At 59.9% G+C, this 25,527-nt stretch carries 24 protein-coding genes and 3 tRNA genes; 5 read left to right on the top strand and 22 right to left on the bottom strand.

The genetic code is table 11. From position 1 onward, the window contains the following. Nucleotides 1–83: 83 nt before the first annotated feature. The 9 genes from IV098_RS06290 to IV098_RS06250 form a co-directional block, all read right to left on the bottom strand. Nucleotides 84–1,979: a SurA N-terminal domain-containing protein gene (locus IV098_RS06290; RefSeq protein ID WP_296887150.1), complete on the bottom strand. Its 1,896-nt coding sequence runs from the start codon at nucleotides 1,977–1,979 to the stop codon at nucleotides 84–86. 153 nt (nucleotides 1,980–2,132) lie between these two features. Next, nucleotides 2,133–2,209 (bottom strand) — tRNA-Asp (locus IV098_RS06285). Nucleotides 2,210–2,313: 104 nt separating this feature from the next. Further along, a tRNA-Val gene (locus IV098_RS06280) sits at nucleotides 2,314–2,389 on the bottom strand. 57 nt (nucleotides 2,390–2,446) lie between these two features. Further along, nucleotides 2,447–2,725, bottom strand: coding sequence for an HU family DNA-binding protein (locus IV098_RS06275; RefSeq protein ID WP_296887148.1), 279 nt, complete (start codon nucleotides 2,723–2,725; stop codon nucleotides 2,447–2,449). Between the two features lie 148 nt (nucleotides 2,726–2,873). Further along, the gene (gene lon / locus IV098_RS06270; RefSeq protein WP_296887146.1) at nucleotides 2,874–5,294 is read right to left on the bottom strand and encodes an endopeptidase La; all 2,421 of its coding nucleotides are present in this window, start codon (nucleotides 5,292–5,294) and stop codon (nucleotides 2,874–2,876) included. Between the two features lie 117 nt (nucleotides 5,295–5,411). After that, a complete protein-coding gene (gene clpX / locus IV098_RS06265; protein WP_296887144.1) occupies nucleotides 5,412–6,683 on the bottom strand; it encodes an ATP-dependent Clp protease ATP-binding subunit ClpX in 1,272 nt (423 codons plus the stop codon). An 11-nt stretch (nucleotides 6,684–6,694) separates the two neighbouring features. Then, the gene (gene clpP / locus IV098_RS06260) at nucleotides 6,695–7,336 is read right to left on the bottom strand and encodes an ATP-dependent Clp endopeptidase proteolytic subunit ClpP (protein ID WP_296887142.1); all 642 of its coding nucleotides are present in this window, start codon (nucleotides 7,334–7,336) and stop codon (nucleotides 6,695–6,697) included. Continuing rightward, nucleotides 7,336–8,634 (bottom strand): trigger factor, encoded by a 1,299-nt coding sequence (tig, locus tag IV098_RS06255; protein ID WP_296887140.1) that lies wholly within the window; start codon nucleotides 8,632–8,634, stop codon nucleotides 7,336–7,338. Before tig ends, clpP begins: the two co-directional genes overlap by 1 nt. 56 nt (nucleotides 8,635–8,690) lie before the next feature. Beyond that, nucleotides 8,691–8,775 (bottom strand) — tRNA-Leu (locus IV098_RS06250). A 115-nt stretch (nucleotides 8,776–8,890) separates the two neighbouring features. On the opposite strand from IV098_RS06250, the gene hpnC reads away from it, so the two are divergent. Genes hpnC through IV098_RS06225 form a run of 5 tightly spaced genes read left to right on the top strand, consistent with a single transcriptional unit; the run spans nucleotide 8,891 to nucleotide 13,889 of the window. Next, entirely contained in the window at nucleotides 8,891–9,700 is an 810-nt protein-coding gene (gene hpnC, locus IV098_RS06245; RefSeq protein ID WP_296887138.1) for a squalene synthase HpnC, read from the top strand. A gap of 2 nt (nucleotides 9,701–9,702) precedes the next feature. Then, nucleotides 9,703–10,548, top strand: a complete 846-nt coding sequence (hpnD, locus tag IV098_RS06240) for a presqualene diphosphate synthase HpnD (RefSeq protein WP_296887136.1) — start codon at nucleotides 9,703–9,705, stop codon at nucleotides 10,546–10,548. After that, the gene (hpnE, locus tag IV098_RS06235; protein WP_296887135.1) at nucleotides 10,545–11,822 is read left to right on the top strand and encodes a hydroxysqualene dehydroxylase HpnE; all 1,278 of its coding nucleotides are present in this window, start codon (nucleotides 10,545–10,547) and stop codon (nucleotides 11,820–11,822) included. The genes hpnD and hpnE overlap by 4 nt, the downstream gene beginning before the upstream one ends. After that, the gene (locus IV098_RS06230; protein ID WP_296887134.1) at nucleotides 11,819–12,562 is read left to right on the top strand and encodes a YciK family oxidoreductase; all 744 of its coding nucleotides are present in this window, start codon (nucleotides 11,819–11,821) and stop codon (nucleotides 12,560–12,562) included. The genes hpnE and IV098_RS06230 overlap by 4 nt, the downstream gene beginning before the upstream one ends. 28 nt (nucleotides 12,563–12,590) lie before the next feature. Further along, nucleotides 12,591–13,889, top strand: a complete 1,299-nt coding sequence (locus tag IV098_RS06225) for a serine/threonine-protein kinase (protein ID WP_296887132.1) — start codon at nucleotides 12,591–12,593, stop codon at nucleotides 13,887–13,889. A gap of 42 nt (nucleotides 13,890–13,931) precedes the next feature. Here the strand turns inward: IV098_RS06225 and modC are convergent, their stop codons facing one another. From modC to IV098_RS06160, 13 genes are all read right to left on the bottom strand, one after another. Next, nucleotides 13,932–15,005 carry a molybdenum ABC transporter ATP-binding protein gene (modC, locus tag IV098_RS06220; protein ID WP_296887130.1) on the bottom strand — a complete coding sequence of 358 codons (1,074 nt, stop codon included), beginning with the start codon at nucleotides 15,003–15,005 and terminating at the stop codon, nucleotides 13,932–13,934. Then, nucleotides 15,002–15,676: a molybdate ABC transporter permease subunit gene (modB, locus tag IV098_RS06215; RefSeq protein ID WP_296887128.1), complete on the bottom strand. Its 675-nt coding sequence runs from the start codon at nucleotides 15,674–15,676 to the stop codon at nucleotides 15,002–15,004. Before modB ends, modC begins: the two co-directional genes overlap by 4 nt. A gap of 12 nt (nucleotides 15,677–15,688) precedes the next feature. Continuing rightward, nucleotides 15,689–16,444, bottom strand: a complete 756-nt coding sequence (gene modA, locus IV098_RS06210) for a molybdate ABC transporter substrate-binding protein (protein ID WP_296887125.1) — start codon at nucleotides 16,442–16,444, stop codon at nucleotides 15,689–15,691. Between the two features lie 213 nt (nucleotides 16,445–16,657). Then, a complete protein-coding gene (locus IV098_RS06205) occupies nucleotides 16,658–17,644 on the bottom strand; it encodes a nitrogen fixation protein NifQ (RefSeq protein WP_296887122.1) in 987 nt (328 codons plus the stop codon). A 1-nt stretch (nucleotide 17,645) separates the two neighbouring features. Next, nucleotides 17,646–17,960, bottom strand: a complete 315-nt coding sequence (gene fdxB / locus IV098_RS06200) for a ferredoxin III, nif-specific (protein WP_296887119.1) — start codon at nucleotides 17,958–17,960, stop codon at nucleotides 17,646–17,648. Nucleotides 17,961–17,968: 8 nt separating this feature from the next. Further along, nucleotides 17,969–18,289: a CCE_0567 family metalloprotein gene (locus tag IV098_RS06195; protein WP_296887117.1), complete on the bottom strand. Its 321-nt coding sequence runs from the start codon at nucleotides 18,287–18,289 to the stop codon at nucleotides 17,969–17,971. 348 nt (nucleotides 18,290–18,637) lie between these two features. After that, the gene (locus tag IV098_RS06190; protein WP_296887115.1) at nucleotides 18,638–19,111 is read right to left on the bottom strand and encodes a NifX-associated nitrogen fixation protein; all 474 of its coding nucleotides are present in this window, start codon (nucleotides 19,109–19,111) and stop codon (nucleotides 18,638–18,640) included. Further along, a complete protein-coding gene (nifX, locus tag IV098_RS06185; RefSeq protein WP_296887113.1) occupies nucleotides 19,104–19,520 on the bottom strand; it encodes a nitrogen fixation protein NifX in 417 nt (138 codons plus the stop codon). Before nifX ends, IV098_RS06190 begins: the two co-directional genes overlap by 8 nt. A gap of 37 nt (nucleotides 19,521–19,557) precedes the next feature. After that, a complete protein-coding gene (gene nifN / locus IV098_RS06180) occupies nucleotides 19,558–20,925 on the bottom strand; it encodes a nitrogenase iron-molybdenum cofactor biosynthesis protein NifN (protein WP_296887111.1) in 1,368 nt (455 codons plus the stop codon). 17 nt (nucleotides 20,926–20,942) lie between these two features. Next, the gene (gene nifE / locus IV098_RS06175) at nucleotides 20,943–22,409 is read right to left on the bottom strand and encodes a nitrogenase iron-molybdenum cofactor biosynthesis protein NifE (protein ID WP_296887109.1); all 1,467 of its coding nucleotides are present in this window, start codon (nucleotides 22,407–22,409) and stop codon (nucleotides 20,943–20,945) included. A gap of 67 nt (nucleotides 22,410–22,476) precedes the next feature. Then, nucleotides 22,477–22,824 carry a 2Fe-2S iron-sulfur cluster-binding protein gene (locus IV098_RS06170; protein ID WP_296887106.1) on the bottom strand — a complete coding sequence of 116 codons (348 nt, stop codon included), beginning with the start codon at nucleotides 22,822–22,824 and terminating at the stop codon, nucleotides 22,477–22,479. A gap of 75 nt (nucleotides 22,825–22,899) precedes the next feature. Then, on the bottom strand, nucleotides 22,900–24,438 hold the full coding sequence (gene nifK, locus IV098_RS06165) for a nitrogenase molybdenum-iron protein subunit beta (protein WP_296887104.1): 1,539 nt from the start codon (nucleotides 24,436–24,438) through the stop codon (nucleotides 22,900–22,902). Nucleotides 24,439–24,525: 87 nt separating this feature from the next. Continuing rightward, a partial coding sequence (locus IV098_RS06160) for a nitrogenase component 1 (protein WP_296887102.1) occupies nucleotides 24,526–25,527 on the bottom strand: 1,002 nt, incomplete at its 5' end.

The raw sequence follows: 25,527 nt of genomic DNA, 5'->3' as shown, positions 1-25,527 counted from the left end.
CGCCTGCGATCGCAACCGGAAGCAGCAATCTGCGGTGATGCCATCTCGGGCTTTAGTCTCACCCGATGAATAGCCTCGTGGAATTATCTACCTTCGATTGCGTTCGGCTGGATTTTCACTTTTTGCCCAGCTTTCACCAGCGCCAGCATCGCCTGCATGTCCGCTTGCTGCTGGGCCTGGATTACGCCTGCTTCAATCGAAGCCACCAAGCGGGAATCAAGGCCGGGCGCATCAAGTACCCTGCTTATCCGGACAATTCGATATGCGCCATCCGGGCGGATAAACCCGGTATAGGCTGGAAGCTTGTCCGTCCCCACTCTGAATACCGCCTTTGCCGCTGCTGCATCGAGCGCGGCCGAAGCTTGACGCCCAACCACCTGAAAAGCCGACCAGCCCATCCCGGTTTCCTTACCTTGAGACAGAGACTGAAGCGTCTTCTCGCCTTGTGCGGTCAGCAATCGTGCACTCTGCTCGGCACGCAGTCTGGCTTCAATTTCCGGCTGCACCTCGACCAGCGGACGCACGCGTGCGGGGCGATGATCAAGTACCCGGGCAGCGACCAACACACTCGGCTGAATTTCGATTGCTTCGGTGTTTTGCTTTGACTTGACCGATTCCGCACTGAACAACGCAGCCTGTAATTCAGCATGATTGAAGGGTGGCGGGGCATTCTTGGCCGTCATCCAGGGCGTTTGCTGCACGGTCAGCTTGGCAGCAGCTGCCGCGGGTTGCAATGAACTGGCATTCTCGTAAACGAGGTTGCCAAAATTGTCCGCCAATTCTGCAAAGGTCTTTTGCGCCTGCTGTTTTCGCACTGCTTCTGCCACCGTTGTACGCACATTATCCAAGGGGGCGGTCTGGGCAGCCTGAATAGCATCCAGACGAATGATGTGATAGCCGAAGTCGCTTTCCACCGGGCCACGAATTTCATTGGGCCTCATGCTGAACACGGCGTCCTCGAAAGGCTTCACCATCATGCCGCGGCCAAAGCTGCCCAGATGACCATCCTGAGCGGCAGAGCCCGGATCCTGCGACTGGGTACGTGCCAGCCCGGCAAATTGATCCGGAGACTTTTGCAAAGTCTGATACAACGCAGTAGCTTTTGCCTTGGCCTGGGCACGCGTCGCAGCATCTGCACTCTTATCGACAGCGATCAGAATATGGCTTGCACTACGTTGCTCAGGCATACCGAATTCGGCGGCATGGGAGGCATAGTAATCCGCCACGGCCTGATCACTAACCGTCATGCCCGCGGCCACAGAAGCCATGTCGAGCATCAGATATTCGGCACGCACCTGTTCCGGCTCAGTGAATGCCGTCGTATTGGCTGCATAGTATTTTTCAATCTCGGCTGATGTCGGCTTGACCAGGGCTGCTACGGTTGACGCGGGTATATCGACCCAGGAAATTTCTCGCTGCTGCGCAACCAGACGCGCAATCTGCGTCAGCGACGCTGTTGCAGGAAACGCCGCGAGCGAAGCAGGACTGGTGACGGTTTCCAGCATGAACGACTGCCTTAACTCGCTCTCGAACTGGGCAGGCGTGCGATTGTTCTGACGCAGTACCGCTTCATAGCGTTGTGGAGAAAATTTGCCGTCCTGCTGGAATGCGGGGATTTGCATCAATACAGATGCGACGTACGCATCCGGCGCGACGATTTTGAGTTTCTGCGCTTCCTGGAACAAGGCCTTTCGATCAATCAGGCTATCCAGAACCTGCTTGCGAAACTCAGTTGTTTCAGTAACCGACGAATCAAAAGAGGCGCCCAGTGATTCGCGCATGCGATCAGTCTGACCCTGAATTTCTTTCGCCAGTTCCTCCCGCGATATCCCTACATCCCCGACCTCCGCGATCATGCCGCCATTGTTGCCGCTCGACATGTAGGAATCGACGCCAAACAACGCGAAGGAAAGTGCGATCAAACCCAGCAAGACTTTGGCCAACCAGCCTTGTGCGTGGTTGCGGATTGCTTCGAGCACGGTAACTACTCCAGAAAAAACATCAACGCGGATTCTCGCGCACTTTGCCTCGCGCGTCTTCACCTACGTCGATTAAATCGAGTCGATTTCTTTAAATTGATGCAGCGTAGACGGAAATGAAAAAAGGCGAACTTTCGTTCGCCTTTTTGATGTTGGCGGAGCGGACGGGACTCGAACCCGCGACCCCCGGCGTGACAGGCCGGTATTCTAACCAACTGAACTACCACTCCATTGCGCTGAATGCATCAGCACAAATTAACTTGCTTGATTGGCGCTGAAATAATCAACACACTGCGAAACTGACCGCTTGCTTGTTTTTATTCCATTCCACTGCTGGTGGGTGCTGAGGGGCTCGAACCCCCGACATCCTCCGTGTAAGGGAGACGCTCTACCAACTGAGCTAAGCACCCTACGAAGACCAAAATTATACAATGATTTTTTTGATCTTGCCAATTACAAACGCGATTTTATTTCTTGTTGATGGCGTCTTTCAGACCTTTGCCTGCACGGAACTTCGGTACCTTGGCCGCCTTGATCTTGATCGTGTCGCCAGTACGCGGATTGCGGCCGGTACGTGCAGCGCGCTCACCCACATAGAATGAGCCGAATCCCACCAGCGTGACCATGTCACCCTTTTTCAGTGCGACTTTGATGGCTTCGACTGCGCCATCCAGAGCGCGGCCCGCAGCTGCTTTGGAAATATCAGCCGAGTCGGCAATGGCGTCAATCAGTTCGGATTTATTCACGTGTTGTCCCCTTCACTCAAGTGGTACAGGAAAACCCTGCGAGCGCTTTTATAGCAACCGGCAAAACCTTGTGTCAAGCGGTTTTCAGCATGACGGACGAAAAAATCCCACGTCTGGCGTGGGATTCGGGGCGAAGCTTAATTAAATATCAATGTTTCAATGAAGCCCCTGTTGCGGCTTCATCGTCCTGCACAGGCAATGCAGTCGCCGTTTCTGCCGCAGGTTCATCACTTAACGGCTCGGGCAAACGTTCAAGCGCCAGCTCCAGCACCTGATCGATCCATTTCACTGGATGGATGTCGAGTTTGTTTTTGATGTTGTCCGGAATTTCCGTCAAATCTTTTACATTCTCATGCGGAATCAGAACGGTCTTGATTCCACCCCGATGCGCGGCCAGCAGTTTCTCTTTCAGACCACCGATTGGAAGCACTTCGCCCCGCAATGTGATTTCACCCGTCATTGCGACATCAGCCCGCACCGGAATCCCGGTGAGAATTGACACCATGGACGTGCAGATCGCAATGCCTGCGGATGGGCCATCCTTTGGCGTCGCGCCTTCCGGCAAGTGGATATGGATATCGCGCTTCTGATAAAAATCGTCCTGAATGCCCAGCTTGCGAGCACGGGATCGCACCACCGAAAGCGCCGCCTGGATCGACTCCTGCATCACTTCCCCAAGCTTGCCGGTCGTCGTCATTTTGCCGCGACCTGGCAGAGCGACCGCTTCAATTGTCAGCAATTCTCCGCCCACTTCTGTCCACGCAAGCCCGGTAACCTGGCCCACCTGATTGTTCATTTCGGCGATGCCGAAACTGAAGCGGCGAACACCCAGATACTTTTCAAGATTGCGCGAAGTGACCGAGATCTTGCTGGTATGCTTTTTCAGCAGCAGCGCCTTGACCGCCTTACGGCAGATTTTGGACAACTCGCGCTCAAGATTGCGGACGCCTGCCTCGCGCGTGTAATACCGCACGATGTCACGAATCGCCGACTCGGCAATGGCAAGCTCACCTTCCTTGATGCCATTTACCTTGAGCTGCTTGGGTGCCAGATAGCGCACTGCAATATTGACCTTTTCATCCTCCGTGTAGCCCGAAAGCCGGATCACTTCCATGCGATCCAGCAGCGGCGCAGGCAGGTTGAGCGAATTGGCTGTTGCCACGAACATCACATCGGAAAGGTCGTACTCAACCTCAATGTAATGATCCTGGAATGTGTGGTTCTGCTCGGGATCCAGCACCTCCAGCAAGGCGGACGAAGGGTCACCGCGGAAATCCTGCCCCATCTTGTCGACTTCATCGAGCAGGAACAACGGGTTCTTCACCCCGACCTTGGTCAGGCTTTGCAGGATCTTGCCGGGCATCGATCCAATATAGGTACGACGATGCCCGCGAATCTCTGATTCGTCGCGTACGCCCCCCAAAGCCATGCGCACAAACTTGCGGTTGGTCGCGCGCGCGATGGATTGGCCGAGTGAGGTTTTTCCTACACCGGGTGGTCCGACCAGACAGAGGATCGGTGCTTTAACCTTGTCCACGCGCTGCTGTACCGCGAGGTATTCAAGGATGCGTTCCTTGACCTTGTCGAGGCCGTAATGGTCCTGATCCAGTACCTGTTCAGCCTTGGCGAGATCCTTGCTGATCTTGGTCTTTTTCTTCCAGGGCAAGCCCACGATGGCTTCGATGTAGCTGCGTATCACCGTGGCTTCAGCAGACATCGGCGACATCATGCGCAGCTTTTTCAACTCGCCCATGGCCTTGGCCTCAGCCTCCTTGGACATGCTGGCTTCCTTGACGCGCTTCTCGAGGTCTTCCAGCTCAGCACCTTCCTCGATATCGCCCAGCTCTTTCTGGATCGCCTTGACCTGCTCGTTCAGATAATACTCACGCTGGCTTTTCTCCATCTGCCGCTTGACGCGGCCGCGAATGCGCTTTTCCACCTGCAGGATATCAAGTTCGCCTTCCAGCAAACCCAGCAGATGCTCCAGGCGTTTGTTCACGCCTATCATTTCCAGCACTTCCTGCTTCTGCTCAAGCTTAAGCGGCAAATGCGCGACGATGGTGTCGGCCAGACGGCCGCCTTCGTCAATGCCCGACAATGAAGTAAGAATTTCCGGCGGAATTTTTTTGTTCAGTTTGACGTACTGGTCGAACTGCGTCAGCAGCGCACGGCGCATCGCCTCAACTTCAACCAGCTCTTCACCCTCGGCCGGCAAAATTTCGGCACGCGCCGTGAGATGGGTGCCCACGTCGGTCACGTCGATTACGCGGGCACGCTGATTGCCTTCCACCAACACCTTGACGGTGCCATCGGGCAATTTCAGCATCTGCAACACAGTCGCAACGCTGCCCGTGTCATAGAGGTCTTCAGGGGTGGGGTCGTCCTGTGCAGCGGTTTTCTGTGCGACGAGGAGGATGCTTTTGCCGGATTCCATAGAGGTTTCCAGCGCCTTGATCGATTTGGGTCGTCCGACAAACAACGGAATGACCATATGGGGGAATACCACCACATCCCTCAACGGCAACAGCGGCAGGTCTATCTGTTCCTTGGATACGTTGTCGCTCATCATGATTTCCTGGTCAGGGTTGAGGAAAAGATGCGTGGCGATAAACCACGCACTTCCCTAGCTGGGGGGCATAGTTCGTATTTCAAGTGAGCCGGCAACGAAGTCGGCTCACACCGGGATTCAGGCGCCAGCAGCCAGCGGCTGCTCACCCTGCTCGGAATAGATCAGCAAGGGCTTGCCCTCGCCATTGATTAATCCCTGATCGACGACTACCTTGCTCACGCCTTTCAGCGAAGGCAAGTCATACATGGTGTCAAGCAAAGCATGTTCAATAATGGAACGCAGCCCGCGCGCGCCCGTACGGCGAGCCAGCGCACGTTTGGCGATCGCGTTGAGCGCTTCCTCCCTAAACTCGAGTTCCACGCCTTCCATCTTGAACAGCTTGGCGAACTGCTTGGTCAACGCATTCTTCGGCTCGGTCAGGATCTGCACCAGCGCGGCTTCATCAAGTTCATCAAGCGTCGTCACGACAGGCAGGCGCCCGACGAACTCCGGAATCAAACCATATTTGATGAGGTCTTCGGGTTCGACCTGATGCAGCAACTCGACGTCACGCTTGGTGTCGTCGACGTTCTTGACCTGAGCGCCAAATCCGATGCCGCCCTTTTCAGTGCGGCCACGAATGACTTTTTCCAGTCCGCTGAACGCGCCACCACAAATAAACAGGATGTTGCTGGTGTCGACCTGAACAAACTCCTGATTCGGATGCTTGCGGCCACCCTGCGGCGGAACCGAAGCCGTGGTGCCTTCGATCAGTTTGAGCAATGCCTGTTGCACACCTTCACCCGACACATCGCGGGTAATGGACGGGTTATCCGACTTGCGCGAAATTTTGTCGATTTCATCAATATAAACAATACCCTGCTTGGCCTTGTCCACATCGTAGTCGCACTTTTGCAGCAACTTCTGGATGATGTTTTCGACATCCTCACCCACATAGCCGGCTTCGGTCAGGGTGGTTGCGTCGGCGATCACAAAAGGCACATTCAGCAGCCGCGCCAAAGTCTGAGCCAGCAGGGTTTTACCCGAACCGGTCGGCCCGATCAGCAGAATATTGCTCTTGGCCAGCTCGACGTCACCGGTGCCCGAATTGCTGCGCAACCGTTTGTAGTGGTTGTACACCGCAACCGCCAGTGACTTCTTGGCTTGCCCCTGACCAATTACATATTGATCAAGAATATTGCTGATTTCATGGGGCGTCGGCAGATCGGTGCTTGCACCCTTCTGATTGTCGGCCTGCTGGATTTCCTCGCGGATGATGTCATTACACAGCTCGACACATTCGTCGCAGATGAAAACCGACGGCCCAGCAATCAGCTTGCGCACCTCGTGCTGGCTTTTGCCGCAAAAGGAGCAGTAAAGGAGCTTGTCGCTCGAGCCTTTTTCAACCATGCCTGATTCCTTTATTTAGCGCTTGCTTCGGCGCGGGTCGTCAGTACCTTGTCGACCAGGCCGTAACTCACCGCATCCTCTGCACTCATGAAATTGTCGCGATCAGTGTCGCGTTCGATTGTTTCCAGACTTTGCCCTGAATGCTGCGCCAACATACCGTTCAGACGGCCTTTCAGGTACAGGATTTCCTTGGCGTGGATCGCGATGTCCGATGCCTGCCCCTGAAATCCACCCAGAGGCTGGTGAATCATCACACGCGAGTTCGGCAAACAGAAACGTTTTCCGTGGGTGCCTGCGGTCAGCAAAAAGGCGCCCATGCTCGCTGCCTGGCCGATGCAGAGTGTGGACACATCCGGCTTGATGAATTGCATGGTGTCGTAGATCGCCATCCCGGCCGACACTGAGCCACCGGGCGAGTTGATATAAAAGTAAATATCCTTGTCTGGATTTTCCGACTCCAGGAACAGCATTTGTGCGACCACCAGATTGGCCGTTGCGTCATTCACCGGCCCCACCAGGAAAATGACGCGTTCCTTGAGCAGGCGCGAATAGATGTCATACGCGCGCTCGCCACGGCCGCTCTGCTCGACGACCATGGGAACCAGACCCAGACCCTGGGGTTCCATGGATTGGCGTTCAAAATCAATAAGCATCAGGCACGTCCCATCAGTTCTTCAAAGGTGGTTGTCACATCTTCTACCGCAGCCTGGCCGGCAACCCATGCTACAACGTTTTCTTCCAGCGCCAGCGACTCGATTTCCTGCATCCGCTCCGGGTTCTGGTAGAACCACTGTGCGACCTGCTCGGGCTCTTCGTAGCTTTGCGCCTGCTCCTCGATCAGGGTGCGGATCTGATCGGGCTGTGCCACCAGTTTATTGGCCTGCACGATTTCAGCAAGGATCAAGCCCAAACGCACCCGGCGCTCGGCCTGTCCAGTAAACATATCGGTCGTCAGCTTCATGGTCTGAACCCCGCGCGACTGCATATCGGCTTCGGTCATTTTCAGCAGACGGTCCGTTTCCATCGCCACCAGGCTTTGCGGCAGATCCAGCATGCTCTTTTGCAAAAGCAGTTCCATTGTCTGTTCTTTCAGCTTGGTCTGCACGCGGCGCTTCACTTCGCGCTCCAGATTCGACTTCACCTCAGCCTTAAGCTTGTCCACATCGCCATCCTCAACCCCCAAAGCCTTGGCGAATTCCGCATCGATTGCGGGCAATACCGGCGCCTGGACTTCCTTCACCTGCACTTCGAAATGCGCTGCCTTGCCGGCGAGCTCTTTCGCGGCGTATTCAGCCGGGAAGGTCACGTCAAAGCCTTTGCTGGCACCGGCTTTGAGGCCAACCAGACTCTGCTCGAAATCCTTCAGCAGACGCCCTTCGCCGATCACTGCAGCGAAGTCTTCGCCTTTACCGCCTTCAAACGCCACACCGTTGACCGTACCCTGATAATCGAACTTGACCAGATCGCCTTCGGCTGCAGCCCGCTCGCTCACTTCGAAGGTACGGCGCTGCTTCTGCAGCACTTCGAGCGTTTTCGCCACATCGGCATCGCTCAAACTCACAACCGGACGGCTGATCTTGCCCCCCGTCAACGCGTCGATCCTAACTTCAGGATAGACCTCAAAACGGGCGCTGAAGGTCATTTCTGCAGCTGCAGTCTGGCCCGCTTTCGGCTCAAATCGGGGGTAACCGGCAATTTTCAACTTGTGCGCCTGCACGGCCTCGCCAAACCGGCTTTGCAGGGCTTCGCCCAGCAATTCCTGGCGCACGCCTGGGCCATGCTGGCGCGCCACGGCCGCCAGCGGCGCCTTGCCCGGACGGAAACCATCCATCTTGACGTTGCGTGCCATCCGCTTGAGGCGGTTTTGCACTTCGGCTTCCAGTTGTTCCATGGGCACATTAATGTCCAGGCGCCGAACCAGACCTTCGAGAACTTCAAGATTCGCTTGCATCACAAATATTTCCTGACTGAATTGATTGATAAGTAAGGGTAGTAAGAAAAAACCGGTGGTGCGGGAGGGGGGACTCGAACCCCCACGCCTTGCGGCGCTGGAACCTAAATCCAGTGCGTCTACCAATTCCGCCACTCTCGCGGCTAAGCCGCAAAGTCTTCATCGATAAGTGTAATATAATCAATATGATGCTGTCACCCAACGGGGCGCCGCTTCCTCGCTAAGTCTTTATTCCCATTCCGTTTTTTTGTTTCCGGTGCCGGTCGATCATTACGAAAACTTTCCCGTTGCGTCCTGGCTGCTGCCCAGACGCCTGCGCCGGCCGGTTGAAGCCATTTACCGATTCGCCCGCAGTGCGGACGATATTGCCGATGAAGGCAACGCTCCGGCCGCCGAACGTCTCGCTCAACTGGCGGCTTACCATGCCGAGCTGGATCGCATCGAACGCGGCGACACACCGACCGATCCCATAATATTTGGCCCCCTGGCCATCGCCATACGCGAATTCGCCATCCCGCTCGCGCCGTTCCGCGATTTGCTGTCTGCGTTTGCGCAGGATGTGGAAAAAACGCGCTATGCCCATTTCGGCGAAGTGATGGACTACTGCCGCCGCTCGGCCAACCCGGTCGGCCGTCTGATGCTGCATTTGTATGGCGACCATGATCCGCGGCATCTGGCCTATTCCGATGCCATCTGCAGCAGCCTGCAATTGATCAATTTCCTGCAGGACATCGCGGTCGACTATCGGAAAGACCGCGTGTATCTGCCACAGGACGAACTCGCCGCGCTGCACGTCAGCGAAAAGCAGATCGCCGATGGCGATGCACGCGGCACCTGGAACATGATGATGGGCCGGCAAATCGAGCGCACCCGAAAGTTGCTGCAGGCCGGTGCGCCGCTCGGACGGCAACTCAAGGGACGCGTCGGGCTGGAACTGCGCGTCACCATCCTGGGGGGCGAAACCATCCTGCGCAAACTGCACGCCGATCCAGGCTGCGTGTTCCACAATCGCCCGGTGCTGACCAAAAAGGACTGGATGCTCATGCTCGGACGCGCGCTGTATTGAATATGGACGCCCATCAATACTGTCAGGAACGCGCTGCCGCCAGCGGCTCCAGCTTCTATTACAGCTTTGTCTTTCTGCCCGCCGACACCCGGCGCGCGATCACGGCTTTTTATGCCTTGTGCCGCGAGCTCGACGACGTGGTGGACGAATGTCACGAACGTGCGATCGCCGAGACCAAACTCAACTGGTGGCGTGAAGAGATCGGACGGTTTGCGGCTGGCGTGCCGGAACATCCCGCGACCCACGCCCTGTTCGACACCCCGCAAGGGCGCACGATTCCGGCCGCCCTGTTGCTGGAAATCGTCGACGGCATGGCGATGGATCTGGACGGCCAGCGTTACCCCGATTTCAAATCGCTCAACCTGTATTGCTACCGCGTGGCAGGCGTCGTGGGCGAAGTGGCGGCCTCGCTGTTCGACGGTGAGCGCAGTGCGGACGACCGCGCAATCCGCCGTTACGCGCATGAACTGGGGCTGGCCTTCCAGCTCACCAACATCATCCGCGACGTGGGGGAGGACGCGCGGCGCGGACGCATTTATTTGCCGCAGGACGAACTGGTGCGTTTCGGCGTCGCTGAAGCCGACCTGCTGAACGGCCGCGACACGCCCGAATTCCAGACCCTGATGCAGTTCCAGTACGCGCGCGCGATCGCCTGCTACGACCGTGCGCTCGCTGTGCTTCCTGCGGGGGCACGGCGCGCGCAACGCCCTGGTCTGGCCATGGCGGCGATCTACCGCACCTTGCTGGAGGAAATCCGGCGCGATCACTTTCCCGTGCTGCGCGCGCGCGTCTCGCTGACGCCACTGCGCAAGCTGTGGCTGGCAAGCAAAACCTGGCTGCTCACATGAATCGCCCTCAGGCCAAACCCCACGTCGCCATCGTCGGCGGCGGTTGGGCCGGTTGCGCCGCCGCGCTGACCCTGGCCGAAGCAGGCGTCAGCGTCACCCTGCTGGAGGCAAGCCGCACCCTCGGCGGACGTGCGCGGGTCGTCGAGTGGGAAGGAAACACCCTCGACAACGGCCAGCACATCCTGCTCGGCGCCTACGGCCAGACCCTGCAGCTGATCGAACGCCTGCAGGCGTCTGCAGGCTTGTGGCGGCTGCCGCTCAGCCTCAGGCAGCCGTCGGATTTCAGCCTGGACTGCCCCCGCCTGCCCGCTCCGCTGCATCTGCTGGCCGGATTGCTGGGTGCGCAAGGGCTGAACTGGCGCGAAAAGCTGGCTGCCGCGCGCTGGGCCTATTCGCTTTTGCACGGCGCAGAGGTATCCGATCAGCTCAGCGTCAACCAGCTCACGCGTGACCAGCCAGCCAAACTGAATCGCCTGCTGTGGCATCCCTTGTGCATTTCTGCGCTGAATACGCCGCCCGAAACCGCCAGCGCCCGGGTATTCCGCAACGTGATCCGCGCCGCGTTCGGCGGACGCAACGACCACAGCGACCTGCTGCTGCCGCGCCGTGATCTGACCGCCCTGTTTCCCGCGCCGGCTGCCGCCCGGATCGCGGCATTGGGCGGCAGCGTGCGTCTGTCCAGCCGGGTCAGCGCGCTTGCCGCGTCGAGCGACGCCATCGCGCTTCACACGCGCGACGAAACCCTGGTCTTCAGCCATGTCATCCTCGCCGTGGCCCCGCAACACCTGGCGGATTTGGCGGCGCCCGTGCCCGAGCTCCAGACGGCAGTCAACGCCGTGACAAGCTATGGCTACCAGGCCATCGCAACGGCCTATGTGCAATACGACCCCGGCTTTCGACTTGACTCGCCCCTGCTCGCACTTGCCGATGGGCCTGCGCAGTTCGTGTTCGACCGCGGACAAAGTCACGCTCAGCCCGGCTTGCTGGCCTTTGTTGCCAGCGCCGCGGCAGACTTGCCGGCCGACTGGATGGACCGGGCCGAAGCGCAGTTGCGACGCAACATCGATCCGGGGCCCGTGCGCTGGCGCAAGGCCATCGTCGAAAAGCAGGCCACCTATGCGTGTATCCCCGCGCTCGCACGTCCGGCCAACCGCACGTCCCACCCTCGCATTGTCCTTGCCGGCGACTACACTGCCGGCACGTATCCCGCCACGCTCGAAAGCGCAACAACGAGCGGGGTACAATCCGCGCAAACCCTGATCGAACAACTATGAAAGATTATTCCCCCCGCCCCGACCTCCTTGCAGGCCGCGTCATTCTCGTCACCGGAGCCAGCTCAGGCCTGGGTCGGGCCGCCAGTCTCGCGTTCGCGCGTCACGGCGCCACCGTTGCGCTGCTTGCGCGCAACGAAGCCAAGCTCGAAGCGGTGTACGACGAAATCATCGCGGCTGGCGGCGCAGAACCCGCAATGTTCCCGTATGACCTCGCCGTGGCCGACGACCGCAGCCTGGAAACCCTGGCCGGCACCCTTGCGCACCATCTCAAGCGTCTCGACGGCGTACTGCACAGTGCGCACCAGTTCTACAACCTCACGCCCCTTGCGCTGCAGACACTCGATCAATGGCAGAGCCTGATGCGGGTCAACCTGATCGCCCCGTTTGCGCTGACCCGCGCCTGCCTGCCCCTGCTCAAGCAATCGCCCGACGCTTCGGTCGTGTTCACCGGCGAAACCCACGGCCACCAACCCGCAGCCTTCTGGGGCGGCTATGCCGTCGCCAAATCGGGGCTGGAAACCCTCACCCGCATCTGGGCCGACGAAATCAGCCCGGAAGAAAACCTGCGGATCAATACCCTGATTCCCGGCCAGGTGGCGACCAGCCTGCGCGCGCGCACCCATCCGGGGCTCGACCCCGATACGCTGCCCAGCACCGACGATCTGATGCCCTGGTACCTGTATCTGATGGGTGCAGACAGCACATCGGTACGCGGCCAGATCATCGAATGCCGCAACTGAATCTCTGGTCCTCCACACAAGCGTTCACATGACGATCGGCCGCTACGAAATCCTGGACGAAATCGGCCAAGGCGCGATGGGCACGGTGTACCGCGCGCGCGATCCGATGATCGAACGCGTGGTCGCCATCAAAACCGTATCCATCGCCCAGTTGCAACGGGAAGGCGCCGATGCGGAATCGCGCTTCCTGCGCGAAGCCAGAAGCGCGGGGCGGCTTTCCCATCCCAACATCGTGACGATCTACGATGTCAGCGAAGCCGACGGTCTCGCCTACATCGCTATGGAATACCTGTCCGGCAGAACCTTGCGCGACATCATGAACCAGGGGCCGATCCCGCTCGACCTGACGCTCGACACCGTCACGCAGATGGCGGAAGCACTGGCGTTTGCGCACGAACACGGCGTCATCCACCGGGACATCAAACCCGCCAACGTCGTCGTCACGCAGCCGCGCGGACGCGTCAAGCTGACCGATTTCGGCATCGCCCACCTGATCAACAGCAACCAGACGCAAACCGGGCAAATGCTCGGTTCGCCGCGCTACATGTCGCCGGAACAGGCCATGGGGCGTGCGGTTGATGGACGCTCGGATATTTTTTCGCTCGGCGCCGTACTGTACGAAATGCTGACCGGCCGCTACGCCTTCGATGGCGAAAGCCTGCCGAACATCATTTACCGCGTAATCAGTGAAATGCCGGTTCCAGCCGAGACCCTGCGTCCGCAGATACCCGCCGAACTCTCCGCCCTGCTGGCGCGCATGTTAAGCAAGGACCCGCAGGACCGGCCCGACGCCAGCGAACTCGTCAAAGCCCTGCACGGCTTGACCGCCAGCGTCCCACCCGCGCCGGCTGCGCAGCCCGTTGCCCCGTCTCGTTCTAGCCGTTCACCCACATTCCTCAAGCCGCTTGCGGCGCTTCTGTTGATGGCAGCAACGGGCCTTCTGGTCATGAAAGTCTTCACCGACATGCCCCAGCAAGCCACCCCTTCACCTGCCGGCAGCGTCGTACAGCCCGCTCTCCCGGCAAATCCGGCCAGCCTGAACCCGGAGCAAGCCGCCCAGACGCCAGGCATGCCCCAGGATTCGCCGCAAACACTTGCCGAAGAGGCGATTGCCGCAGCCCCGGTTCTGTCCGACACGCCGCCCCCCCAGCCCGATGCTTATCTGACGGGTCTCGACAAGAAACGGGTTGAATTGCGCATCAAGCGTACCGAGCTCCTGCTGAAATACACCGAGCAGCATCCGGATGTGGTGCGGGTGGATCGAGAAATCGAGCAACTGCGCATCGAGCGCCGGTCCTACCTGCAACAGAAGCGGCAGCAAGGTTAAGCGCACCGCAGCGTTGAATCGGGGCGCTGAACCTTCCGAAATTCACCCCACCAGCGCCACCGCCTTGATCTGCGCCCACACGTTGAGCCCCGGGCACAGGGCCAGTCTGGCTGCGGAACGCCGCGTGATGCGTGCAACCAAGGGGACGCCGCCGGCATTCAGGCGCACCAGCGCCAGCGCCGGATGCGTGTCATCCGTCAGTTGCTCGATGGTAGTGGGAAGAACATTCAAAATGCTGCTGTCGGATTGAGCGACCCGCGCAATGCTGATGTCGCGCGCCAGAATGCGCACGCGCACGTGCTGTCCCAGGGGTACGCCGCTATCGCGCACCCACAGGCTGCCGCCGGCGAAGTCAACGCGGGCGAGATGCCATTCCGCATCGAGTTCGGCGATCGTCCCTTCCAGCACGACACCCGCATCTTCGCCGAGACGAATGGGCAAATCGAGCCGCGCCAGGGTCTCGCCCAGGGGACCACTGGCCAGTGCGCGTCCCTGTTCCATGACCACCAGATGATCCGCCAGACGTGCGACTTCGTCAGGGGCATGGCTCACATACAGCACGGGAATATCGAGTTCGTCGTGCAGGCGCTCCAGAAAGGGCAGGATCTCATTCTTGCGTTTCAGATCGAGCGCGGCCAGCGGTTCGTCCATGAGCAGGATGCGCGGGCTGGTGGCGAGCGCACGGGCGATGGCAACCCGCTGCTTTTCGCCACCCGACAGTTTGTCCGGCATGCGATCGAGCAAGGGATCGATTCCAAGCAGCGCCACCGCCTGGTCCAGCGACACCTGGCGCGATCCAGCCGACACGCGCCGCATGCCATATTCCAGATTGCGGCGGATAGACAAATGGGGAAACAGACTGGCTTCCTGGAATACGTAGCCCAATGGGCGTTTGTGGACGGGTAGAAAAGTCGTCGCGTCTTGCCAGACCGTGCCGTTCACTTCGAGAAAACCACCGGGTACCTTTTCCAGACCGGCGATGGCGCGCAGCAACGTAGTCTTGCCCGAACCCGAATGGCCAAACAGGGCAGTGACGCCGCGACCGGGCAGTTGCAGATCCACATCCAGCGAGAAGCCGGCGTAGTCGAGTTTGAAACGGGCCTGGATGGCGTTCATGTGCGCCGCCCGGTCGGATTGAGGGTATACAGCGCCAGCAGAATCAGAAAGGAAAACGCCACCATGCCTGCCGCGAGCCAGTGCGCCTGAGCGTATTCCATCGCCTCGACGTGGTCGTAGATTTGCACCGACACCACGCGCGTCTTGTCCGGAATGTTGCCGCCGATCATCAGTACCACGCCGAATTCGCCGACCGTATGGGCAAAACCCAGCACGGTGGCAGTGAGGTAGCCGGGACGTGCCAGCGGCAGCACCACGCTGTAAAAGGTGTCGAAAGGCGAAGCGCGTAGCGTGGCCGCCACTTCCAGCGGGCGCTCGCCGATGGCCTCGAAAGCGTTCTGGATCGGCTGCACCACGAATGGCAGCGAGTAGAACACCGACGCCACCACCAGCCCTGCGAAGGTGAAGGGCAGCACGCCCAGCCCCAGGGATTGCGTGAGCTGGCCGACCGGACCGTTGGGGCCCATCGCCACCAGCAGATAAAAGCCGATTACCGTCGGCGGCAGCACGATGGGCAGCGCCACCACCGCGCCGATTGCGCCCTTCCAGGCCGAGCGCGTACGCGCCAACCACCATGCGATGGGCGTGCCGATGACGAGCAGCAGCAAGGTGGTGATGCTGGCCAGTTCAAACGTCAGCCGGATCGCACTCCAGTCGGTATCGCTCAGCATGCCCTGTCCCGTTTACAGTGCGTAGCCGTAGGACTTGATCACCGTGCGCGCCGCATCGGATTTGAGGAACTTGACCAGCGCGGCCGCGGCCGGATTGTCCTTACCCCGCGTCAGCACCACTGCGTCCTGGCGAATCGGGCTGTGCAAGCCAGGTGGGACGATCCAGGCCGAACCGCTCTTGATTTTGCCGTTTTCGACAATTTGCGACAGTGCAACGAAGCCGAGCTCGGCGTTGCCGGTGCTGACGAACTGGTAGGTCTGCGCGATATTCTCGCCCTGCACGAACTTGCCTTCGACGCTGCCGAGCAGGCCCAGCCGGGTCAGGCTCTCGACGGCTGCCGCACCATACGGTGCCAGCTTGGGGTTGGCGATGGCCAGATGGTCGAATGCGCCCTGCTTCAGCACCTCGCCTCTGGCGTCGACGTAGCCAGGCTTGGCCGACCACAGCGCCAGTTGTCCGATCGAATAAGTGAAGCGACTGCCGCTCACGGCGAGCCCTTCATTTTCCAGTTTGGCCGGGGTTTCATCGTCCGCCGCCAGCAGCATCTCGAACGGCGCACCGTTCTTGATCTGCGCATAAAACTTGCCGGTGGCACCAAAAGCCAGCTTCGCCTGGTGACCGGTGGCTTTCTCGAAGTCGGCGGCGATTTTCTGCATCGGCGCGGTGAAGTTGGCGGCGACGGCGACCTGGACTTCCGCAGCCCGCAGCGGGGTGGCGAAGCCCAGAACGAGCAGGCTGGCGAATAAGGATAAAAATCGTTTGCTCATGATGGCCTCCAGCGTGAATGAAAACAGCTCGCGGAGCAACCGTCAGGATGATGCGTGAGGCCTTGATCAGGACATGGATGCGTACATCACATCCTGAATGCGTCGCCGGTATTGAAAAGGCATCACGGGTCGCACGGGCGGCACGCGCATTCTCCACACGAGCATTGAGGGAGAAGCCAACAAGCGGATTACGGCCGCCTCAGCATGAAACACTCAACGCGGCCGCTCGGGCACGACGGCGTACTCCGGACGCAGGCTGCGCTCACGGCAATCACCTGCCTGCCCGCCCCGTATGGTGCAACTCAGCCACTGGCCGCTCGCCAGCCGCCAGGCCTTCACTTCCTCGAAATAAGCCTGCTCTTCATAAAAGTTGTCATCGTCGTCGAGCGCCACTTGAGTCAATTCGTAGTGGTGGCGGTAGTAACAACATTCGCCGTTGCGGTCGTAGGCCAGAATCTTGTAGGCGCGCGAGGGCTCATCCTCGAAGCGTTCATGGCGGAATGGCACCGTCACCTGCGCCCGATACGCGTCCGGCACATCCACCAGCCAGTCCGGCAACTGCACTTCCGCCGCATTGGGGCCGCGCTGGCTGATCGCAGACAATTGAGCCAGCCCGCTGTCATCCTCGGGGCCGAAACACTTATGGTATTCGTCGCATACCTGGCATGAAGGGGCGCTGCAGGCGCGCACTTCGGCACGGTCGCACAGCTGCTTGTAGAGGAATTTTTTCCACTTCATGTTGGCGCTGTTCTTCGCCATCAAGGCGCTGAAATGCCGCGCCAACAGGGTCGACAAGGCCTGGCGGTCGGGCAGGCCCATGTCCTGATAAAGGTGATCGCCGCCCATGCAACCGCTGGCGATGGCGTAAGCCAGCCATTCGGTCTGCTCGGAGTCGTCGCTGCGGTGTTCCAGCAGCAGCTGCACCAGATCGTCAAACTCGTCCGACGGCAGCGGCGTGCAGTCGGCGCAGGGTGCGGCGGGATTGCAGGCGGCGCCGAACAATTGCACATCCGCACCGGGGAAATAGCAGGCCACCAGCGCGCCGAAGCGCAAGCGGTCCAGCCCCATGCCCACGCCGGGCGCGGCGAGCGTACCGCGCGCCGACGCCATGATGACGCGCGCAAAGGTTTGCGCCAGCACATCATCCGGATCGCGCGCATGCCGCATCAGCATGTCGTAATCGAGCCACTCGCGATGCATGTCAGCCCGCCTCCATCACTTCGTGGTCATAGCACTTCTTCGGACAGATCTTGGCGCACGCCTCGCACCCGACGCAGTTCATCTGGTTGGCGATGGTCATGACCTTCTTCTCATACTCACCATCATCGTCATCGTCGTCCAGCGCGACTTCGACATACTCGCCGTCCTCGTTTACGCCCTTGAGTTGCAGCACGTCGCGGCCGCACACGCGGAAACAGCGGCCGCAGCCGATGCACTTTTCCTCGTTGATGGCGTGAACGAACTTCGGCGTCCAGCTACGCCCGTCGGGCAGGGTGATGGTGACCGGGTTGCTCATGATTCACCTCACGCCGTAGCGGCAGCCAGCTTCTTGCGCGCCGCCTCCAGACTGATGAAAGCAGCAACGGTTTGCTGCGCCACGTCCATCACCGTGTCCAGGCCAGCCGGAAGTTCTTCCGACAGATCGTGCAAGGCCATGCGTGCTTCCATGGCACGCGCATTGAGTTTTTTCACTTCGGCCTTGAGTACTTCCTTGTCTTCCATGTTGTCCATCCCTTTTGATTTCGCCATCACTCCGGCCAGAAACTGCTCGAAGTTTTCGTTTTCGATAATGTCGATCCAATGGGGGACTTCGACGTCCATGCCACGTTCAAGAATTACAGCCATGATTTGCTCCTTTAGGGCGTGTTAACACTAATTTCGCACCCGCGTTGCCGCGAGAAAGCGATGGATGCAAGGCGTGTCGCGCCGGCAAGGGCTATCCCTTGCCAAGCGACGCAACGCCGCAGACGCGCTTTCTCGCGGCAACCCGGAGGGACGGGCCGATTCGGGCGCATCCCTTTGTCGCAAGCCGCTTGCAGTGAACGACACTGCGGCGCGTCTCGCTCCTCGGGCTGCATCCCGAATCGGCCTCGTCGCGGGCGTGAAATTAGTGTTAACACGCCCTAGCATCATTCGGCGTCTCGAACCCGGGTTTGGCTTCACGTCCGCCCACTCGCCGCACACCCGCGCGGCTTACTCATATTTGGCCGCGTCGGGATATTGATTCACCATGCCGACGCCTGCCGCCACCTGCTTTTCGCCTTCTTCAGCGAGCTTTTCCATGCTCTCGAAGCCGAAGCGATTGACGTCGCGCAATTGCTTGTTGACCGCGACCAGACGCCCGGCCAGCAGCACCAAGCGGCCGAATCCCTCGTGCGACATCTTCATCATGGGCGAGACCATGACGCCGGTCTGCCGCTCGATGGCGAGACCGATGGCGTTGTAGTACAGCTCCATCCGCCACAGGGTTTCCGGATCGGGGTCGCCGATGATGGGCAATTGCCGACGTTGCTCCTTGGTGATGATGTAGGGCTCCAGCAGCTTGGCGTCGGTCTTGCCTTCCCACGTGCCGTGGGTGTCCTGGGCGCGCCACTGCTTGATCAGCTCTTTCATGAACGGCGACTGCATTGGATCGGCCGCGACTGCGGAAACTTCGGCTTCAAGCATTTTGTTCAACCTCATCTTCGTCAAAATCGAAGGTCTTTTCCTGACCCTTTTCCAGTACCTTGCGCAGCCAGGGCGGCGGCGTGCCCTTCAGCACGCCTTGCAGTTTCACCAGGATGGCGTCGATGGCCTCCGGTTCCTGCACCTTGATCGGATGGATCTTGTTGGCCACCACCCGCGCCGCCCCCGAGCCGCCGATCGCGGCCACGTAAAGGATGGCGCAGTCCTTGATCGCTTCCAGCTTCGGCGCGAGCTTGTCCTCGTTGCCGTCTTCTTCGAGGTCGCCATCGAACTGGATCGCTTCGGCGAAGTGCGCGTCATCGGCCGAGACCTCGTAAATGGCGATGTTTTTCGCCCAGCCGAAATGGGCGTCAACCCGCTTCATGTCCTGCGTACAAAATGCCACTTTCATATAGCCTCCGTTAGAAAAGGATTCACCCGAACCGCTGTCAATGAGCCGCAGCCGGCGTACAACTTCCACATTCCGCTCCTGTTGGGGCAGCGTGTCGCCAATCGTCCGGCCCCGGCTCGTGTGCCGCCGCCATGAACATGTTGGCCACTTCAAAAATCAGGCTGCGCGTGCCGCGGTAACCAACCGTCACCTGGTGCGCAGCTCCCAGACGGTCGAACATCGGGATGCCCATGCGCAGGAATGGCAGCTGCAGGCGGTCCGCCATCTGGCGGCCGTGCGAATGCGTCACCAGCAGATCGCAACCCGCCGCCCGCTGCTCCAGGTCTTCGAGGTCGCCAATCAGCACCTCCTGCGTCGGCAGGTGTTCCAGCACGGGCGAGGCCGTCGTCGTCACCACCGCCGTGAGCTCTGCGCCGAGGCCGGCGAACAGCTTGCCGACGGCGAGCAGCAGATCCGGCTCGGCGCCGATGGCGATCTTCTTGCCACCGATGAAGAAATGCGCATCCAGCATGGCGTCCATCAACTGGCTGCGCTGGCGGCGGTATTTGTTCGGCGCCGGGCGGCCGGACAGTTTCGCCAGCAGGCTCATCAGGCGATCGTTGGTGTCGAGCCCGGTGAGACTTTCCAGTACCTCGAACGGCACGCTGCAGGTGTCCTGCAGGGTCTGCGCGGCCTCGCGCATGTGTTCGCCAATGGCGAGGGTAAATTCGGACGAACCGCTCGCACGCAGTTCCGCCAGCGTGGTACCGCCCAGGGTAGTGGGACTGAAGTTGTCCGGAATATGGCCATCCATGGAGCCCGACAAGTCGGGCAGGATGATCGGCTTGAGGCCGAAGGCTTCGACCAGTTCGCGGATTTCCTCCAGGTCGCCGGGCGTGAGGTGGCTGCCGGCCAGCACATTGATCTGGCCGGCGACAGGCAGGCCCGGCACGGCCAGTTCCTTGACGATCTTGGCCACGGCCTTGGACCAGCCGTCCTGAAACGCGCCGACGTAGTCCGGCGTGGAAACATAGACCAGCGCGACCTCATCCAGCTCCGGATGCTTCTTGCGAATCAGGCTCAGGTAACCGTCCACATCGTCGCCCTTGGTCTCGGTGAGGCCGGTCGAAGCAATGGCGATGATGGCCGGCTTGGCGCGCTTGTGAATGTTGAGGATGGCCTGCTCGACGTTGTCGTAGCCGCCCATGATCGTGGTCGCCTCGTTCATCGCGGTGGTCTGCATCGGCACCGCTTCCTTGAAATGGCGCACGAACAGCACCAGCCCGAACGCGGTGCAACCCTGTGAACCGTGCAGCGTGGGCATGCAGTTGTCCAGCCCGGTAAAGGCCAGGGCTGCGCCGATCGGCGCGCTCATCTTGAGCGGGTTGACCGCGCAGGATTTCTTGAGGTGGGTGACGATGGCCATGATTTCAGCTCCAGGGTTCAAGCTGCAAGATTCAGGGGCAAAGCATCGTTGCCGGGCAGCGTCACGATCGTTCCCGAATCTTGTGTCGTGCAGCTTGCATCTTCGATATCCCACGGCGCAGGGCGGCGCACCTGTTCCCAGATCGGGTTGCGCAGCGATTTGTCGATCTCGCGCACCAGCGTCACCATGCCGTCGTAGCCCGCGTAGGCGTGATGGCGCTCCTGGTTGATGTCGAGCCAGGGCATCTTGGCCTTCAAGGCGATGAACTGCGAACGCCCGCCGGAGAGCATGATGTCGGCCTGCGCCTCCTTTAGCATCTTGTACATTTCGCGCGGCGTCATGTCGTCGACCATGTGGGCGTCCTCGCCCATCAGTTCCTTGATTTTCTGCTTGTCTTCGAGCGTGGATTTCTTCACGCTGGTGCCGACGATTTCCATGCCCACTTCCTGCAGCGCGGACACCACCGACCAGGACTTCACCCCGCCGGTAATGAGCAGCACCTTCACGCCTTTGAGGCTGTCCCGGTAGGGTTCCATGCGTTGCCAGCACGCCGCCTCCTCGCGCTGGATGATGGCTTCGGTGCGTTCCAGCAGGTCGGCCGGCGCGCCCTTGTCCACCAGCAGTTTGGCGATGTTGCGCAGCGAATCGCTCATGTCGCTGACGCCGTAGAAGGAACCTTCGAAGAATGGGATTTCGTAGCGCTCTTCCATCTTGCGGGCGATGTTGATCATCGCTTTCGAGCACACCATCATCGCTGCCTTGGCGCGGTGCGAGTAGGCAACCTCTTTGTATTTGGCGTCGCCGGAAATGCACGACAGGACGCGCACACCCATCTCGTCCAGCAACGGTTTCACCTGCCACAGCTCGCCGGCCAGGTTGTATTCGCCGATGATGTTGATGTCGTAGGGCGTGGTGGTCTCGGGTTCCTCGGTGCCGATCACATAATCGAGCAGCGCCTCGCCCGCCAGCTTGTTGCCGAGGTTCTTGTTGCCGACGAAGCCCGGGGCGTCGACCGGAATCACCGGCTTGCCGAATTTCTGGGTGGCGGCCTTGCACACCGCCTCGATGTCGTCGCCGATCAGTGCGGTGACGCAGGTCTGGTAGACGAACACCGCGGCCGGATCGTATTTGTCGAGGATTTCCTTGACCGATTTGAACAGGTGCTTCTCGCCGCCGTAGACCACGTCGAGTTCGTTGATGTCGGTGGTGAAGCCGGTGCGGTACAGGCTGGAGCCGGAAGACTTGGCGCCGCGGTTGTCCCAGGAATTGCCTTCGCAGGCGATCGGACCGTGCACCAGATGTGCAACATCGGTGATCGGCTGCAGCGCGATTTTTGCGCCGTCGAATGCACAGCCGCCCGCCGCCGCGCCGGGAACCAGTTGCTTGGTGCAACCCTTCTTGCGTTCCTTCTCGCCCTTTGCCTGGTTCTTGCCGCAGGCGGGTTCGTCGAATACTTCCTGAACCTTCGAACTCAGACTAGACATTGCGCATCCCTTTCAACAGTGTGTCGCGGCATCTCTGGGCTGATCGCCCGGCCAGCTGCGGCCTTCCCTAGAACTTCACCAGAATGTCCTCGTCACGCACGATGTACTGGCAAGCCAGACGCCACGGCGGGGGTATATCGCTCAATTCGGCCTGCTCGATCTGCTCGCGGCTGATCTTGCCGGCCAGCTTGAGCGCAACCTTTTCCTTCTCGGTCAGATGCATGCCCATCGGCTGGCGATTGGAGAGGATGCCGACCTCCACCGCGCATGAACCGCATTCACCGTTTTCGCATTCGAAATGAATCGGCAGCTTGTTTTTTTGCGCCACTGCCAGGAGCGTGTGGCAATCGCCTGCGGTCGCGTAGACAGTGACGTCCTTGTTCATCGCGGGCGAACTGAATGTCACGTTAGCCATTTCTTACCTTTCCGTGAGGGGTGGGCGGTGGGGATTGCTGTTGCCCCTCACCGCTCACCACTTACTGCTTACCGCTTACCTGATGATGTCGAAGCTGTAGTCGGTCTTCGCCGGGACGATGGTGCTCTTGTCCATTTCGTCGAAGATCTTGTCCAGAATCCACACCAGCGTATTCATCGTGCCCTGGTAGCCCCACACCGGATAACGATGGTGATGGTGACGGTCGAACACCGGGAAGCCGATGCGGATCAGCGGGGTGCCGGTATCGCGCTCCAGGTACTTGCCGTAGGTGTTGCCGATCAGGAAGTCCACCGGCTCGGTATTGAGCAGCGAACGCATGTGCCACAGATCCTTGCCCGGGTAGACATGGCAGCTCTTGCCGAAAGGCGAGCTGTCGAACAGCGCCTGCATCTTGATTTCCCATTCCTTGCCGCCGTTGGTCGACAGCACGTGCGTCGGCTCGGCGCCCAGTTCGAGCAGGAAACCGGCCAGGCCGTAGCACAGGTCCGGATCGCCGTAGATGGCGAACTTCTTGCCGTGGATGTGCGCGCTGGAGTCGGCGATGGCGTCCACCAGACGGCCGCGTTCCTTGGTCAGCGCGTCGGGAATCGGCAAGCCGGTGATGCGCGACAGCTCCATCAGGAAGGCGTCGGTTGCCGCCACCCCCACCGGGTGGTTGAAAGCCACGGTTTCCTGGCCGGTCTTGGCGATGTAGTCGAGGGTCTTCTCGGTGCAGTACTGCTGCATCGAAATGGTGGCCTTGGCATTGAGCGCCGCCTTGGCGTCGTCCAGCGTGGTGCCGCCGTCGTACATGCGGAATTCGCCGTCTGCCGGGGTATCCCACACATCGCTGTTGTCGGCCAGGATGGTGTAGTTCACGCCCATCAGATCGAAAATGCGTTTGACTTCGCGCAGGTTGCCGACGGTGTAGCCGTCGAAGCCGCCGATGAAGTTGATCTTTTCGCCGGGCGTGCGTTCCTTGCCTTCCCAGAAGTGGCTGATGATGCCCTTGAGCGCGTTGTCGTAACCGGTGATGTGGCTGCCGACGAAAGCCGGGGTATGGGCGTAAGGCACCGGGAAGTCAGCCGGCACGCTGCCTTTTTCCCGCGCGGTCGAAATGAAGCCGTTGAGGTCGTCGCCGATCACTTCCGCCATGCAGGTGGTGGAGACCGCGATCATCTTCGGCTTGTACATCGAGTGGGTGTTGGCCAGACCGTCGATCATGTTGTTAAGGCCGCCGAACACCGCTGCGTCTTCCGTCATCGAAGACGACACGCAGGAAGAAGGCTCCTTGAAATGGCGGCTGAAGTGGCTGCGGTAGTAGGCGACGCAACCCTGCGAGCCATGCACGAAGGGGATGGTGCCTTCAAAGCCGACCGCGACGAACACCGCGCCCAGCGGCTGGCAGGCCTTGGCCGGATTGACGGTCAGCGCCTCGCGCTCGAAGTTCAGCTTGCGGTATTCCCAGCCCTTGGTCCATTCAGCCGTTTCCTCGACTTTTTCGTCGGGATGGGCGAACTCGAAATTCTTGCGCTTGTCGGCGAACATATCCTTGTATTCCGGACTACGGAACAGGTTGAAATGGTCGACTACGTTTTGTACGTCCTGAGTCATTTTGAAACTCCTTCAAATTCTGTGAGGTGTAAGGGGCGAGATCAGCGTCACGGGCTTGCCGCAGACGCCTCACCCCTCACGCAACGTTCACTTCTTCCAGGGTGCCTTGGTCAGGCCCCACACCGGGTTGTTGATCGCCATGTCCATGTCGCGGGCGAAGATGGCGAAGCCGTCGTAGCCGTGGTACGGACCCGAGTAGTCCCAGGAGTGCATCTGACGGAAAGGCACGCCCATTTTCTGGAATACGTATTTTTCCTTGATGCCGGAGCCGACCAGGTCGGGCTGGATCTTCTCGACGAATTTCTCGAACTCGTAGCCGGTGACGTCGTCGTAGATCAGCGTGCCGTCCTTGACGTAGTGCGTGGTGCGCTGATAGTCGTCGTTGTGGCCGAACTCGTAGCCGGTGCCGACCACGTTCATGCCCAGGTCCTCGTAGGCGCCGATGACGTGGCGCGGACGCAGGCCGCCGACGAACAGCATCACGGTCTTGTCGGCCAGACGCGGTTTGTACTTCTCGATCACCGCGTCCATCATCTTGCGGTACTTGGCGATCACCTTCTCGGCGCCTTCCTTGATCTTGTCGTCGAAGTGGCTGGCGATTTCGCGCAGGCTGGCTTCGATCTTGGACGGGCCGAAGAAGTTGTACTCAACCCATGGAATGCCGTACTTCTCTTCCATGTGGCGCGAGATGTAGTTCATCGAGCGGTAGCAGTGCAGCACGTTGAGTTTGGCCTTGGGCGAGTTTTCCAGCTCGGCGATGGAGCCGTCGCCGGACCACTGCGCGATCACGCGCAGGCCCATTTCTTCCAGCAGGATGCGCGAAGCCCAGGCGTCGCCACCGATGTTGTAGTCGCCGATGATGGCGACGTCGTACGGGGTGCCGACGAACTCGGGGTGCTTGTCGCCCTTGTCGAAGATCCAGTCACGGATGGTGTCGTTGGCGATGTGGTGGCCGAGCGACTGCGACACGCCGCGGAAGCCTTCGCAGCGCACCGGCACGATGGTCTTGCCGTCGTATTCCTTGGACTTCTTCTTCGACACCGCTTCGATGTCGTCGCCGATCAGGCCGATCGGGCACTCGGACTGCAC

This window comes from Thiobacillus sp. (genome assembly GCF_018780105.1).
In the GTDB taxonomy this organism is placed as follows: Bacteria; Pseudomonadota; Gammaproteobacteria; order Burkholderiales; family Thiobacillaceae; genus Thiobacillus.
The sequence above is the reverse complement of the archived record's forward strand: the minus strand, read 5'-3'. Positions and strand labels throughout refer to the sequence as shown.